Annotated in this window: 12 protein-coding genes; 10 read left to right on the plus strand and 2 right to left on the minus strand. The window is 60.7% G+C overall.

Going from position 1 to position 15,624, the window contains the following annotated elements; genetic code table 11:
• Nucleotides 1-23: 23 nt before the first annotated feature.
• From T31B1_RS01735 to T31B1_RS01760, 6 genes are all read left to right on the plus strand, one after another.
• Entirely contained in the window at nt 24-2,762 is a 2,739-nt protein-coding gene (locus T31B1_RS01735; protein WP_353247733.1) for a M16 family metallopeptidase, read from the plus strand.
• Nucleotides 2,763-2,937: 175 nt separating this feature from the next.
• The gene (locus tag T31B1_RS01740) at nt 2,938-3,681 is read left to right on the plus strand and encodes a (Fe-S)-binding protein (RefSeq protein WP_353247734.1); all 744 of its coding nucleotides are present in this window, start codon (nt 2,938-2,940) and stop codon (nt 3,679-3,681) included.
• Nucleotides 3,678-5,174: a lactate utilization protein B gene (locus T31B1_RS01745; RefSeq protein WP_353247735.1), complete on the plus strand. Its 1,497-nt coding sequence runs from the start codon at nt 3,678-3,680 to the stop codon at nt 5,172-5,174. The genes T31B1_RS01740 and T31B1_RS01745 overlap by 4 nt, the downstream gene beginning before the upstream one ends.
• Nucleotides 5,171-5,800 (plus strand): LutC/YkgG family protein, encoded by a 630-nt coding sequence (locus T31B1_RS01750; RefSeq protein WP_353247736.1) that lies wholly within the window; start codon nt 5,171-5,173, stop codon nt 5,798-5,800. Before T31B1_RS01745 ends, T31B1_RS01750 begins: the two co-directional genes overlap by 4 nt.
• An 81-nt stretch (nt 5,801-5,881) precedes the next feature.
• On the plus strand, nt 5,882-6,079 hold the full coding sequence (locus T31B1_RS01755; protein WP_353247737.1) for a type II toxin-antitoxin system VapB family antitoxin: 198 nt from the start codon (nt 5,882-5,884) through the stop codon (nt 6,077-6,079).
• Nucleotides 6,076-6,453 carry a type II toxin-antitoxin system VapC family toxin gene (locus T31B1_RS01760; RefSeq protein ID WP_353247738.1) on the plus strand — a complete coding sequence of 126 codons (378 nt, stop codon included), beginning with the start codon at nt 6,076-6,078 and terminating at the stop codon, nt 6,451-6,453. Before T31B1_RS01755 ends, T31B1_RS01760 begins: the two co-directional genes overlap by 4 nt.
• Before the next feature lie 69 nt (nt 6,454-6,522).
• On the opposite strand, the gene T31B1_RS01765 is transcribed toward T31B1_RS01760, so the two are convergent.
• Nucleotides 6,523-7,407, minus strand: a complete 885-nt coding sequence (locus tag T31B1_RS01765) for a GIY-YIG nuclease family protein (protein WP_353247739.1) — start codon at nt 7,405-7,407, stop codon at nt 6,523-6,525.
• 52 nt (nt 7,408-7,459) lie between these two features.
• Complete coding sequence (locus T31B1_RS01770) at nt 7,460-7,702, minus strand: prevent-host-death protein (protein ID WP_353247740.1); 243 nt, start codon at nt 7,700-7,702, stop codon at nt 7,460-7,462.
• Nucleotides 7,703-7,918: 216 nt separating this feature from the next.
• Here T31B1_RS01770 and T31B1_RS01775 point away from each other — a divergent pair, with 216 nt between their 5' ends.
• The 4 genes from T31B1_RS01775 to T31B1_RS01790 all read left to right on the plus strand — a co-directional run bounded on the left by T31B1_RS01775 (nt 7,919) and on the right by T31B1_RS01790 (nt 15,330).
• Complete coding sequence (locus T31B1_RS01775) at nt 7,919-10,090, plus strand: type I restriction-modification system subunit M (RefSeq protein ID WP_353247741.1); 2,172 nt, start codon at nt 7,919-7,921, stop codon at nt 10,088-10,090.
• Complete coding sequence (locus T31B1_RS01780; RefSeq protein ID WP_353247742.1) at nt 10,087-11,418, plus strand: restriction endonuclease subunit S; 1,332 nt, start codon at nt 10,087-10,089, stop codon at nt 11,416-11,418. Before T31B1_RS01775 ends, T31B1_RS01780 begins: the two co-directional genes overlap by 4 nt.
• Before the next feature lie 16 nt (nt 11,419-11,434).
• Nucleotides 11,435-12,148: a DUF3800 domain-containing protein gene (locus T31B1_RS01785; protein WP_353247743.1), complete on the plus strand. Its 714-nt coding sequence runs from the start codon at nt 11,435-11,437 to the stop codon at nt 12,146-12,148.
• Between the two features lie 116 nt (nt 12,149-12,264).
• Complete coding sequence (locus T31B1_RS01790) at nt 12,265-15,330, plus strand: type I restriction endonuclease subunit R (RefSeq protein ID WP_353247744.1); 3,066 nt, start codon at nt 12,265-12,267, stop codon at nt 15,328-15,330.
• The last annotated feature ends 294 nt before the right edge of the window (nt 15,331-15,624 follow it).

Here is a 15,624-nt window from a genome sequence, read left to right on the forward strand (position 1 = left end):
ATGCAGGCAGATGGGGCCGGTCGATGTATAGAGTTTTCAGCACGCGTTTGATTCTTTTCGGCACGGCGCTCGCCTGGTCGGCTTTGTCGGGCGCAGCACTGGCCGCGGACGCCTCGGGCCAACCGTCGACGGCCCAGCCGGAGCCGCCCGCTGCCCGGCAGGCGCCGGACGAGACCGCGGTCAAACGCGCCACGCTCGACAACGGGCTGCAGGTAGTGATCATCCCCAACCGGCTGGCACCGGCCGTGACCACGGTGATGAACTACGACGTGGGCTCGCGCGATACGCCCGAGGGCTTTCCCGGCATGGCCCATGCGCAGGAACACATGATGTTCCGCGGCACCGATACCCTGTCGGCCGCACAGATCTCGGCGATTTCCGCCGCCATGGGCGGGCAGTTCAACGCTGACACGCAGGATGAAGTCACCCAGTACTACTTCACCGTGCCCGCGGCCTATGTGAACGTGGCCTTGCGCCTGCACGCCGAGCGCATGAAAAGCGTCAAGGACGCCCAGGCCGACTGGGCCGCCGAGCGCGGCGCGATCGAGCAGGAGGTCGCCCGCGATCTGTCCTCGCCGAGCTATGTCGCCTATACCCGGCTGCGCGAACAGCTGTTCGACGGCACGCCCTATGCGCATGACGCGCTGGGCACGAAAGACTCCTTCGATGCGACCACCGGCAAGATGCTCAAGGCCTTCCACGACAAGTGGTATGCGCCCAACAACGCCACCCTGGTGATCGCCGGCGATGTGGACACCAAGGCCACCCTGGCCACGGTCCGTCGCCTGTTCGGCGGTATCGCAAAACGCCCGCTGCCCGAAACCGCGCCGGTCAAGCTTTCGCCCGTGCAGGCCAAGCCCATCCGCATGCCCACCGATGCCGGCTACGGGCTGGCGTATCTGGCCTACCGGGCGCCGGGCACCGACGATCCACAGGCACACGCGGCCGCACAGGTGCTGGCGAAGATACTGTCCAACCCGCGCGGCGCGCTCTACAGCCAGCTCGTGGCCACCGGCGACAGCCTTGGCACCCAGTTCGCCGTCGACGGGCTGCGTTCGTCGGGCATCGCCTTTGCCGCGGCCGCCTTTCCGGCCGGCGCGGACAGCGACAAGCTGGTCGAGCGGATGCGCGCCATCCTGGGCGATATCGGCGCCAACGGTGTGGATGCAGACGCGGTCGAGGACGCCAAGCGACAGCTGATCACCCAGGCGGCCGCCGAGCAGGACTCCATTCCCGGGCAGGCCATGGCCTGGTCGCAGGCCGTGGCCATCGATCGCATGCCCTCGCCCCAGGCGGAACTGAATGCGCTGGAAGCCGTCACCCCCGAGGCCGTCAACGCCCTGGCCGGGCGGATGCTCGCGGCTGATAACAGCGTACTGACCGTGCTCACGCCACAAGGCTCGGGCGCGCCGTCGAACAGCGGCGGCTTCGGCGGCGGCGAGTCCTTCACGCCCAAACACGTCGAGGACGTCACCCTGCCCGAATGGGCCGCCAAGCCGCTGGCAAGGATCGAGGTGCCCCACCCGACCACGAAGCCGGTCGTATCGAAGCTGGACAACGGCATGCGCCTGATCGTGGTGCCGACCCAGGCCACGCGCGCGGTACACGTTTACGGCTCGATCCGTACCGAGCCGGCATTGCAGGCCCCGGCCCGGCAGGAAGGCATCGACGCGGTGCTCGACCAGATGCTGTCGTTCGGCACCAAGAAACACGACCGCGTGGCCTACCAGGCCGCGCTGGACGCGATCGGCGCCGATACCACCACCGGCACCGATTTCTCCCTGGTGGTGTTGCCCGACCACCTGGGCCGCGGGCTGGACCTGCTGGCCGAGAACGAGCTGAGCCCGGCGCTGCCGAAAAAGGCGTTCGACATCGTCCGGCCCCAGATCGCCGCGGCGACCGCCGGCACGATCGGCAGCCCGGATTTCCATGCCGGCCAGGCGATGAAGCGCGGCCTGTACCCCAAGGACGACCCGAGCCTGCGTCATGCCACCGCCGAGAGCGTCAATTCTCTGAGCTATGACGATCTCACCGCCTACTACCGGCAGGTATTCCGGCCGGATCTCGCCTCGCTGGTCGTGGTCGGCCATGTCGACCCGGCCGCGGTGAAGAAAGACGTCGAACGCGCTTTCGGCGGCTGGCAGGCCAAGGGCGACGCACCCGACGTGGACCTGCCGCCCGTGCCGGCCAACGAACCCGCCACCATCCAGGTACCCGACGACGCCAAGGTGCAGGACACCGTGCAGCTGGCCGAAACACTCGGGCTGCACGAGGACCAGCGCGATTATCGGGCACTGGAACTGGGCAATCAGGTTCTGACCGGCGGTTTCTATGCCAGCCGTCTGTACCGGGAGCTGCGCGCCGAGCGCGGGCTGGTCTACTACATCCATTCGGGTATCGATGCCAGCCGTACGCGCACCCATCTGGCCTTCGAATACGGCGCACTGCCCGACAAGGTGGCCACCGCCAACCGGCTGATCGCCGATGCGCTGACCCAGATGATCGACGCGCCGGTCTCCGCGGCCGAATTGCACCGCGCGCGGGCCGAGCTGATCCGCCAGGTCGCGCTCAACCAGGCCAGCGCGGACGCCATCGGCGGCGGGCTGCTGTCGCGGATCGAGCGAGGCGCCCCGTTGGATGCACCCTACCGCGCGGCGGCCGCCTATCAGAAGATCGACGCCGACGAGATCCAGGCGGCGTTCAAGCAGTGGATCCGTCCGGACGATCTGGTCCGCGTGATCCAGGGCCCGGCGCCCGGCTGATCCGGCGCCTCCGGCGACCCGGCGCGACACGTATGAGCCGTGTGCGCGCCGGGTCGCACGGATCGGGGCATCCGTGCAATCATCGCGCGTCGAATACGCCGGGTTCGCGTATTGTCTGATAGACCCGCCGGCGCGGCATCTCGCGCGGCGTGGCCCGACCGCCAGCGGAGAGCGCATGCGCATTGGACTGTTCGTTCCCTGTTTCATCGATGCGTTCTATCCGGACGTGGGGATCGCCACGCTGGAACTGTTGGAACGCTTCCACTGCAAGGTCGACTACCCTTTCGACCAGACCTGCTGCGGCCAGCCGATGGTCAACTCGGGCTGCCACGCAGAGGCGCGGGCGACCGAAGCGCTGTTCGTGAAGAACTTCGCCCAATATGACGTGATCGTGGCGCCATCGGGCTCCTGCGTGCACCAGATACGCGACAACCTGACCGCCGTCGAGCAGACGCCCGACGTCAAGCACGTCCGCGAGAACACGCTCGAACTCGTCGAGTTCCTGCACGATGTGCTCGAGGTGGATGCGTTTCCCTGGGCACGCTTCGAACACCGCGTGGGCTATCACGACTCCTGCAATACGCTGCGCAACCTCGGCCACGGCAAGCCCAGCGAACTGCACGGCGAGCCCTTCTCCAAACCGCGCGCGCTGCTGGAAAAGGTTGCCGGCATCGAACTCGTCCAGATCGACCGCCCGGACGAATGCTGCGGTTTCGGCGGCACCTTCTCGGTGACCGAACCGGAAGTCTCGGCCCAGATGGGCCGCGACAAGATCGCCGATCATGGCCGCAACGGCGCCGAATATATCGTCTCGGCCGATTCCTCCTGCCTGATGCACCAGTCCGGCTGTGCCGCACGCATCGGTGCGCCGATCAAGTTCAAGCACATCGCCGAGATTCTCAACGGGGCAAGCCAATGAGCGGCAACGAACCCAACCCGGCCGCGACCCTGCAACGCGCGACACCCGAGGCCCAGCCGCGCCCGGCGAAAGCCGCGGACGGCAAACGCGTGGACCATGCGCGCTCGGCCAAGCAGTTCCTGAACGCGCCGGAGCATGCCAAGTCGCACGACACCCGCGTGTGGGCCATGCGCACCAAGCGCGACAAGCAGGCGCACACCATCGAGGAATGGGAAGAACTGCGCGAGCTGGCCAGCCAGATCAAGACGCATACGCTCGCCCACCTCGATACCTATCTCGAGCAGTTCGAGGCCAACGCCAAGGCCAACGGCATCCACGTGCACTGGGCGGCCGACGGCGCCGAGCACAACCGCATCGTCCACGAGATCTTCACCGAGCACGGCGTCAAACGCGTGATCAAGGCGAAGTCCATGCTCATGGAAGAGTGCGGCTTTCGGCATTACATGGACAGCGTGGGCATCGAGATCGTGGAGACCGACCTGGGCGAGCGCATCCAGCAGCTCGACGGCGAGGACCCGAGCCATATCGTGGTGCCGCCCGTCCACAAGATGCGCTCGGACGTAGCGCGCCTGTTCGCCGAACAGCTCGGCTCGGACCCCGACAACGACGACGCCCACTATCTCGCCGGCGCGCAGCGCGATGCCACCCGCCCGCTCATCCTGGATGCCGATGCCGGCATGACCGGCGCGAACTTCGCGGTGGCTGAAACCGGCGGCTTCGTGGTCTGTACCAACGAAGGCAACGCCGATCTGTCGGCCAACGTGCCCAACCTGCACGTGGCCAGCATCGGCATCGAAAAGCTCGTGCCGCGGGTCGAAGACATGGGCGTGTTCATCCGCCTGCTGTCGCGCTCGGCGCTCGGCTCGCCGATCACCCAGTACACCTCGCATTTCCGCGCGCCCAAGCAAGGCGGCGAAATGCATATCGTGCTGGTCGACAATGGCCGCTCCAAGCGCCTCGGCATGGAGAAATTCTGGTCGTCGCTCAAGTGCATCCGCTGTGGCGCCTGCATGAACACCTGCCCGGTGTATCGGCGTTCCGGCGGGCTGAGCTATGGCGCGACCTATGCCGGCCCGCTGGGGCTGATCCTGAACCCTACGTTCGATGCCCACCGCTATTCCAACCTGCCGTTCGCCTCCACGCTCAACGGCAGCTGCACGAACGTCTGCCCGGTGAAAATCAATATCCACGAACAGATCTTCGGCTGGCGCCAGGTGCTCGCTGAAAACGGCCATCTGCCGTGGACCAAGAAGACCGCTCTGAGTGCCGCCGGCAAGGTGCTTGCCAGCCCCAAAGGCTATCGGGTGGCGATCAAGACCACGAATTCCGCGCTCAAGCACCTGCCGCGCTGGGCGCTCTACAACCGCATGAACGCCTGGGGCGAAGGCCGCGAGATGCCCAGCCCGCCGGACAACGGCACCTTCCACGACTGGTACCGGCGTAACCGCCTGAAGAACCAGGCGAAGACCCCGAACGAGGGCGACAGCCAATGAGCGCGCGCGACGACATCCTCGGTGCCGTGCGCACCAACAAGCCGGCGATCGACGCCCCCGCGCCCACCGTGCCGAACTACGACAACGCCTATCCGCAGGGTGCGGACCGCCTCGCCGCCCTGTTCGCCGAACGGCTGGCCACCATGGGCGGCACTTGGCACGCGTTGGCCGATGGCCAAAGTATCGATGCCGTTTTGCAGGACGTGCTCGCCGACAAGGTCGGCAAGCCGTTCGATGACGCGGTGATCGCCTCCAACGTGCCGGAAGTCGCCGGCAACCGGCCGCTGACCGAAAGCGACGTCCCGGCCAGCGTCCACGATGTGGACATCGCCGTGCTGCGCGCACGCTTTGGCATCGCCGAAACCGGCAGCGTGTGCTTCACCGAAGCCGAACTCACCGTCAACGCCGTCGCCTACCTCGCCCAGCACCTCGTCGTGCTGCTCGACCCGGCCGAAATCGTCGCCAACATGCACCGCGCCTACCAGCGCGACGACTTCGTCAACGCCAACTACACCGTCTTCCACACCGGCCCCTCGGCCACCGCGGATATCGAAGGCGTGCTGGTGCGCGGGGCACAGGGCGTGCGGTCGCTGACGGTGATTCCGGCGCCAGCGACGCCGGCCTGAGGACGAGCGACGCGTATTGAACGCATCATTATCGTCACCGGATGCTGTACGATTGAATCATCCGCCACATGGATGTCGCCCATGCGTACGACGATCAATCTCGACGATGCATTACTCGCGGAAGCCCAACGCCTGACCGGCCTTTCCGAGCGTACCGCGCTCGTACGCGAAGCGCTTTCGGCGCTGATCCAACGCGAAAGCGCGCAGCGCCTGGCACGCCTGGGCGGCACCGAACCGCAATTGAATAACCCGCCGCGGCGCCAATCCGAACCCGCGTGATTCTGGTCGATACCTCAATCTGGATCGACCATTTCCGACATGGCGACGCCGCCCTCGAATCGCGCCTGGACAGCAACGAAGTCTGTACCCACCCGATGGTGCTCGGCGAACTCGCCTGCGGGCACTTCAAAGCGCGCCGCGAGATATTCGCGCTGCTCGACGCACTACCTGCGGCGCCGGTCGCCACGCACACCGAAGCCCGCGACTTCATCGAGCGGCACGCGCTGATGGGCCGCGGCATCGGCTTCGTAGACGTGCACCTGCTCGCAGCGACAGCGCTCATGGGCGATGGGCGCCTGTGGACCCGCGACAAACGCCTCGCGCGCACGGCTGGCGAACTGAGCCTGGCCATAGACCCGGTCGGCGGCTCGTGAGCGCTGCGCTAAACCGAAAGCGGACGCGAAAACCCTTGTCACTGAATTCGGCTAAGCACGGCCGACGATTCATATCGCGGCTTCTGCACGCGCTTCTTGCAGCGCCTTGAGCGTGCGCCCGCTTTCATCCTTCCAGCAGACTCGGCCATTCGCACTGCCGCCGACCAGAACACCGGCCGCCAGCGACGGCGAATTGAAGCGGAAATCCTGCGTGAATCGAAGCCTCTGGCCGTCGCGTATCAGAACACCACGATCCTGTAACTGCTGACGCAAATCCCGCATGTGCTCGTGGATCGAGCCGGTTTCGTCCATACGCGCCATCGAGCCTTCCAGCACGACAAACCCGTCGGCTACTTCGCGGCCTCGTCCCCGAGCGCCTCGCTCTTCCAAGCACAGTTCGGTCGGCTGCGGCTGGGTGGGCGACGACTCCGACCGCGCTTGTCCTGCGGCAGACTCAAACGCATCGATGCCCAGCACCGGAAAGATCACCAGCATTTCGTCGAGAAACCATTCCGCATCGGCGCGATCGGCTTCGGACAGCGGCGGTACGGCCGGCGCCGTGCCATTTTCAACCGCCCATTGGTTGGCGCGCTTGGCCAGCTCGATCAAGCGAGATTCCAGATAGCGGACATGCGCCTTGTTCAAGCCCTCGTTGGTGCTGGTGAACGCCACCGCGCGGGTCCAGAATTCCTTGCCGGCCACATGCTGCCTGATCCGCTCACCCAACACATCGGCCTCACCTACATACAAACGCGACGCGCCGTCCTCGGCCGGGCCGGTAAGCACATAAACGCCCGGCTGGCGCAGCTCGTCCCGTGCGAGCGCGCGGCCGATTTCCGACCGGCTCACCACCACCGCCCGACCGGTCCAGTTGGATTTCTCCACCACGCGCAGGCCGTCCGGCGTGCCGTCGGCCAGGAAGATGCGGATGGACGTGGGGCGCGGCTGGGTCATGTCGTCCCGGCATTCATGAAAAAAACGATGCCTACACTAGCGCGACAGCGTATCAACGCGCGCGCGACTCGCGGACCGCCGACAGAATATCGTCCGTCGTGGCTTTGGTTTTTACGCCGCCAACGTCGAACGGCGATGTCTTTTCGATAGGCGCGGCCCAGAGCGGGGACACCAACACATCGCGCATCCGAACCAACTGACGTTCGGCCATTTTCCAGCGACTGTTCAGGGTTCGCCATGCAATGGAATTCATGAACGGCCTTTTTAACCTCTGCGCGTTTTCAAGCCAGCGCATGTTCCGCCCCTTGTTTTGATGCTTCTTAAAGACTAGACGCATCAGCCCTCAGGCCTAGTTCATTCGCAGATCACGCGAAGCAATCACGATTTCAGACGGTTGGCGCCTCGCGCCCAATGCGTCAGATTACTAGACTAGCCGACCATGCTTTAGCGACCAACCGCGTGGCTAAATTCGCGGTCGGTCATTTGCGTCCCAAAAACGAGGACACCACGGTTGAATATTCAGGCGCATGAACAACTCAAAAGCGCAATCTGGGAGATTGCCAACCGTCTGCGTGGGCCGTACCGGCCGCCGCAGTACCGGCTCGTTATGTTGCCGATGGTGGTGTTGAGGCGACTGGATTGCGTTGTCGAAGAGCGCAAGGAACATGTACTCGCGGAATACGAGCGGCTCAAGCATCAGAATCACGATAACGACACGCTCGTAAAGCTACTCGGCCGTGCGGCAGACCCGAAACGCCAACAGGCGCTCTACAACATCAGCCCGTTTACCTTCGACAAGTTGCTGGGCGATCCGGACAACATCGCGCCGAATCTCGTCGCCTATATCAACGGTTTTTCGCCGATCGCGCGCAGCATCTTCGAGCAGTTCGGCTTCACCGAGCAGATCGAAAAGCTGGACTCCAGTAATCGGCTGTTCACCATCGTGAAAGAGATGGCCGCACTCGATCTGCATCCAGATCGGATCGACAGCCTGCAAATGGGCTATCTGTTCGAGCATCTGGTGATGCGCTTCAACGAACAGGCCAACGAAGAAGCCGGCGACCACTTCACCCCGCGCGAAGTGATCCGCCTGATGGCCAATCTCGTGTATACCGGCGAGCAAGACGTCTACACACCCGGCATCTACCGCACCATCTACGACCCGGCCTGCGGTACGGGCGGCATGCTCTCGGAATCCGAGAAATTCATCTACGCCCAGAACAAAGACGCCAACCTCGCGCTCTTCGGCCAGGAGTACAACCCGGAATCCTGGGCGATCTGCTGCGCCGACATGCTCATTAAGGACGAGGAAACGAGCAATATCGTGCTCGGCGATACGCTCGGCGACGGCAAGACGGTGGACGGCTTCGAGCAATACCAGTTCCACTACATGCTTGCCAACCCGCCGTTTGGCGTGGAATGGAAAGATCAGAAAAGCGGCGTCGAGCGCGAGCACAAGACCAACGGGTTCAACGGCCGCTTTGGTGCAGGCTTGCCGCCGATCAACGACGGCTCTCTGCTGTTCTTGCAGCACATGATTTCGAAGATGCACGCCGCGCCCGATGACGGCGGCGAAGGCTCGCGTATCGCCGTCGTATTCAATGGCTCACCGTTATTCTCGGGCGATGCCGGCTCCGGCCCGTCGAACATTCGCCGCTGGATTATCGAAAACGATTGGCTGGACGCCATCGTCGCTCTGCCCGATCAGCTGTTCTACAACACCGGCATCTATACCTATATCTGGCTCGTTTCCAACCGCAAACCGGAGGAACGCCGCGGCCAGGTTCAGCTCATCGACGGCACGCGCTTTTTCCAGCGTATGAAGAAGAGCCTCAACAACAAGCGCCATGAAATCGGCGACGGCCAGATCAACGACCTCACGCGTATCTACGGCCGTTATCAGGACGGTGAAACCGCGGATGTCGTAATCGGCGGCGAAACCAAAAACCGCGTGGTCTCGCGAGTCTTCAAGAACCACGAATTCGGCTTTCTGAAGGTCACTGTCGAACGGCCCTTGCGTATGAACTTCGAGGCCACGCCCGAACGCATCGCCCGGCTTGATGAGCAGACCGCCTTCACCAACCTGGCCCAATCCAAGAAACGCAAGGATCAAGACGCCGCGGCCAAAGAGATCGCCGCGGGTAAAGCGTTGCAGGCCGAGATTCGTGGCCTGCTAGCCGGCCTGGCGGCGAACGGTCGATACATGGATCGCGCGGCGTTCGAGCACGACCTGAAGCAGGTCGCGAAGCAAGCCGGAGTGAAGCTAGCCGCCCAGCTCAAGAAAGCGATCTTCAATGCGCTCGGCGAACGCGATCCCGAAGCCGAGATCTGCTACGACGGCAAGGGCCGCCCGGAACCGGATAGCGAACTACGCGATACTGAAAATATTCCATTGCCGCGCAACACGATACTACCGCTGCCAATGGGTTTCGGACCGGATAAGCCGAATGATGAGCTGGTCGCGACTTTCCGTGGCGATATTGACGCTTACATGGTGCGCGAGGTCTTACCGCACGTCGCTGACGCCTGGGTGGACTATGAAAAAACGAAGGTCGGTTACGAGATTCCGATTAACCGGCATTTCTATGTTTACAAGCCCCCGCGCGACGTCAGGGCCATAGAGGCCGATATAACTTCGCTTGAAAATGAAATCGCCGACTTGCTTAAAGGGCTGCCGACATGACAACGATACCAGCCGACATCCACATCGCCTACGGTGACTTGCCCGAGGGTTGGGAGTTACAGAAGCTGAAGTTTTTTGCGACTGTCCGAACTAGTAACGTTGATAAAAACTTCTCTGAAGAAGAAATCCCGGTGGGGCTTTGCAACTATACGGACGTTTATTACAACGACCGAATCCTTCCTAGCATGGATTTTATGCAAGGATCAGCCACTGCGGCAGAGATTCGGAAATTCCGTCTCCAATCCGGCCAAGTTATCATCACTAAAGATAGCGAAGGTTGGGACGACATAGGCATCCCTGCACTCGTTGCCGAAGACATGCCAGACGTTTTGTGCGGCTACCATTTAGCGATCTTTGATCCGACCGACAAACTAGACGGTAATTACCTCTCTTGGCTCTGCCGCTCACCGCCACTGAATAATCAGTTTAAAACCGCGGCCAACGGAGTCACGCGTTTCGGGCTCGGGCAGCATTCTATGAAAAACGCTTATATTGCGTTGCCGCCAATAAAAACGCAGCGGAATATCGCTGACTTTCTCGACGAAAAAACCGCCCGAATCGACGCGCTGATCGAAAAGAAGCGCGCGCTTCTGGCTCGGCTGGCCGAAAAACGCCAAGCGCTAATTACGCAGGCTGTCACTAAGGGGCTAGACCCGCATACACCAATGAAGTCTTCCGGACTAGACTGGCTTGGTGAAATACCAGAGCATTGGAAAGTACGGCGACTCCGTTTTCTAATGGCATGCAGCACTGTCAATGGTTTGTACAAGCCAAAGGACCAATTCGACGATTCTGGCATCCCCTTCATTCAGATGGGAGAAGCATTCCGAAGTGAGAGCTTTCAAGGCGGCACCGAAGATAGAGTTCTGGCTACTCAAGAAGAGGTTAAAAAGTGGGGTCTCCGTGAAGGCGATTTCCTAATAGCGCGCAGGTCACTAGTTTTCGACGGTTCGGGAAAGTCTGTAAGAATCGAAAAAACAACCGAACCGCATCTTTTCGAAAGCTCCATGATCCGCGTAAGAATCAAAAACCCGAAAAAATATTCCAGATTTCTCTCGTACTACTTTCAGTCTCAAGTGGGCAGAGCTTTCTTCTTGGCTATTACAAAGCAAGTTACTATTAGTGGAATAGACAGCCAACAGCTTAAGAACATTCCGGCCTTGTTGCCACCAGAAGACGAAGCTTACGATATCAGCAATTTCCTGCTGGAAACCGAGCGTCGTTTCCGGGAAATAGCCCACCAAGTTGAAAAGTCCATAGTCCGTCTTAAAGAATATCGGAATGCACTGGTTACGGCTGTGGTAACCGGTGAGTCGCTGCCTAAATAGTTAGCGGAATTCTCCCGTGCACCTAATCTACTTCGACGAAAACAAGTACAGCGAAGCCAATCCGTTCTTCACGATTGGCGGCGTCCTGGTGCCGGAAGCGAAGGTGCTGGAGCTCGATGAAACGCTGACCAAGATTCAGTCGCATTTCTTTGGCAGCAGCCATCTCACAACCCAGAACGAGTTCCACGGCAAGGAGATGTTTCACGGCAAGGGCTCGTTCAAGGGCCGCAAGCTGGCGGAGCGGGTACAGCTGTTCGATTACCTGGCCACGTTTCTCGTCGATAACGCCATCCCGATTCGGTTGATCCATATCGACGTGAATCGTCATCGCGGTAAATACACTTATCCCGAGCCGGAGTACCGGCTCGGGCTGATGCTATTCCTGGAGCGCGCCTGCGACTATCTGGATTCGGTGGACGACCTGGGTATCGCGTTCGGCGATTATGAGCAGGATGAAGTCGCCCGCTCGGTCGTGGACTTTTCGGAGTACAAGACCTCGGGCAGGACACCCATGCACTACGGCCGGCCACTGGGGCGGCTCGTGGATACGGTGTACTTCACGCAATCGCACCATAGCCGGTTTCTACAGCTGGCCGATGTAGTGGTCTATATGGCGGGGCGGTATCTCCACCAGCCCGAAGCGCCGGAAAAATGGCACGATGCGAAGGTCTGGGAGATATGGGAAAAGATAAAGGCCAGTGCGGATATGCATATCCAGCACTGGCCTTGATATTCGGAACGACTAGACCGCGTGGGTTAGGCCGCTTTTGGGAACGGCCCTCTAGTCGCTAATAGAAAGATAAGGCGCCGACGCGCCAGAATCAAGCCGATCGATAGGGGACGGCGATGCCGGCACACACCGAACACCATTTCGAAACCGCGATTGAGGCCGGGTTAATAGAGCGCGGCGGCTACGAAAAACGCGACCCGAGCGCCTACGATGAATCGATGGCGCTGTTCCCTGATGACGCCATCGGCTTTATCCGGAATTCACAGCCCAAACGCTGGGCACAGCTCGAAGCCCTGCTCGCCGACAAGACCTCAGCCACCGTTCTGGACAGTCTGACCAAGGAACTCGCTCTCAAGGGCGCACTGCATGTGCTGCGGCACGGCTTCAAGTGTTACGGCAAGCTGCTGCGGTTGGCGTATTTCCAGCCCAACTCGAGCATGAACCCGGAGTCGGCGGCACGCTATCGGCAGAACCGCTTGACCATTACCCGGCAGGTCGCGTTCACGTCAGCCTTGAAACGGCCGGACGGAAAGCATCGACGCTGCATCATTGATGTCACGTTAGCGGTAAACGGGCTGCCCGTTGTGACCGCAGAGCTGAAGAACCCGCAGACGGGCCAGCGGGCAGCCGATGCCATCAAGCAATACGAGCGTGATCGCGACTCGCGCGATTTGTTGTTTAGCTTCAAGCAGCGCGCGCTCGTACATTTTGCCGTGGACCCAGACGAAGTCTGGATGACCACGCGTTTAAAAGGCGACGACACCTTCTTTCTGCCGTTCAACCGCGGCTTGAATCATGGCGCAGGCAACCCGCCCGTCGCCGACAACTGGAAAACGCATTATCTTTGGGACGAGGTGCTACAGGCAGATAGCCTGATGGATATCCTCCAGCGCTTCATGCATTTGGAGGTAACCGAGCACAAGACGCCCGCGGGCCGTGGCATACGCACGGTACGCAAGGAAACGATGATCTTCCCGCGCTATCACCAGCTCGATGCGGTGCGTCAACTCGTCGGCCACGCACAGGCCAACGGTTCGGGCCACAACTATCTGGTGCAGCATTCGGCCGGGTCGGGCAAATCCAACTCCATCGCTTGGCTCGCCCATCGGCTGGCAAGCCTGCACGACGCGGCCGATACCAAGGTGTTTCATTCGGTGGTGGTGGTGACCGACCGCCGCGTGCTCGACGCCCAGCTGCAGGACACGATCTACCAGTTCGAGCACAAAACGGGCGTGGTCGAAAAGATCGACGAAGACACCCAGCAGCTCGCCCGGGCGTTATCCCAGGGCACGCCGATCGTCATCACGACGATTCAGAAATTCCCCTTCATCTCGCAGGCGCTGGAAAAACTGGACGAGAAAGGCGAAAGCCTTCGCGTCGATACAGCGAACAAACGCTTTGCCGTGATCGTGGACGAGGCGCATTCGTCACAAAGCGGAGAAACGGCCGGCGCGTTGCGCGGCCTGCTGAACAAGGACGGCATCGAATCGAGCATCGCGGCGCAGTTGTCCGATGAGGAAGACGATGATCTGTCCGATGCCGCCAAAGCTAATCTGCTGCGCGATGCGGCGCGCCGCCAGCGTCAACCGAACCTCAGCTTTTTCGCGTTTACAGCCACGCCCAAGTTCAAGACCAAGGCACTGTTCGACGAACCCGGACCGACCGGCACTTCGCCCTTCCATGAATATTCGATGCGTCAGGCAATCGAAGAGCGTTTCATCATGGATGTGCTGGCGAACTATACGACCTACCAACGGTTTTACGGACTGGTAAAACAGGCCGAGGCAGACCCGGACGTGCCGCGCAAGAAAGCGGCGAAGGCACTGTCGCGCTACATGGAACTGCACCCGGTCAATATCGACCAGGTGGTATCCGTGATCGTCGAGCACTTTCGGCTGAACGTAATGCACGAAATTGGCGGCCGGGCGCGGGCGATGGTGGTGACCGGATCACGCCTTGCCGCCGTGAAATACAAGAAAGCGTTCGACAAATATGTGAAAGACCACGACTACACGGGCATCCGCTCGCTTGTCGCCTTTTCTGGCACGGTCGAAGACCCGGACGATCCGGGCGCTTCGTATACCGAAGTGGCGATGAACGACGGGCTATCGGAACGCGAATTACCCGAGGCGTTCGAACGCGACGATTACCGTGTCCTGCTCGTTGCCGACAAATATCAGACTGGCTTCGACCAGCCGCTGCTACAGACGATGTATGTGGTCAAACGCCTCGCAGGCGTTCAGGCCGTGCAGACGCTTTCACGCCTCAACCGTATGGCACCGGGCAAGGCGCGTACCTTTGTGCTCGATTTCGTTAACGACGAAGCGGAAATCTACAAGGCATTTAAACCTTATTACGAAACCACGCCCGTCGAAGAGAATGCGAAGCCGCAGCGGCTCAATGAACTCCAGCATGAATTACTGCAGCGGGCGATATTCTCTCCGGACGATATCGCTGACTTCACCGCCATCTGGTATCGGCCCAAACGCGAGCATAGCGGCCGTGAGCATCAAGAAATGGCGAGCGTTCTGGACCGCGTGGTGACGCGCTTCAAGGAACTGGCAGAGGAGGAGCAAACACGCTTTCGCGGACAGCTCACGGCATTTCGCAATCTCTACTCCTTCTTGTCACAGATTATTCCGTATCAGGACAGCGAACTAGAGAAGCTTTATACGTTCGTACGAAACCTGATGACGAAACTTCCGCTACCGGACGACGGCACACCCTTTACGCTCGAAGATGACGTGGCGCTACGGTATTACCGCCTGCAGCAGATGACCGACGGCTCGATCGAGCTCGGCCAAGGTGAAGCCTATCCGCTGAAGGGGCCAACAGACGTCGGCACAGCCGGTATCAAAGACGAGGCTGTTCCGTTATCCACACTCGTGGACAAACTCAACGAGCGTTTCGGCACAAACTTTACTGAAGCCGACCAATATTTCTTTGATCAGATTCGCGTATCGGCCGAGCAGGACGACAAGATTAGCGAAGCGGCGAAAGCCAACACTTGGCCTAATTTCAAATCCTATCTCGAGCGCGTTCTCGACGAGCTGTTCATTCAGCGCATGGAAGGAAACGAAGAAATTTTTTCGCGTGTTATGGGCGACCAGTCGTTTCGATCGGCTGCGCACGAACACTTGGCAGCAGAGATATTCAAGAACGTTCGGCGCAGTTACGACTAACCCAACTACGCTGATTGCCCCCCTTAGTAAACGAAACACCGATTTCGTTTACTAAGAGGCACAGCTAAGTAAAAAGCTTTAACTATCATCGTAGGCCCGTGCACTCACTAAATGCCTTACAGACATCGCATTCAGCGATAGCAAGCTTAAGAGCAATAGGCCGCGTAAATCGCCGAAAGATCGGTCCGGGTCGAACGCCTTATGTCGATTGCGTCGACACGCTGGTGAGACGTGTCGATAAATCGGTCTCAAATCGACACATCATTGAGCTTCAAGCGTTCAACACGAAAGACT

This window comes from Salinisphaera sp. T31B1 (genome assembly GCF_040361275.1).
Lineage (GTDB): Bacteria > Pseudomonadota > Gammaproteobacteria > Nevskiales > Salinisphaeraceae > Salinisphaera.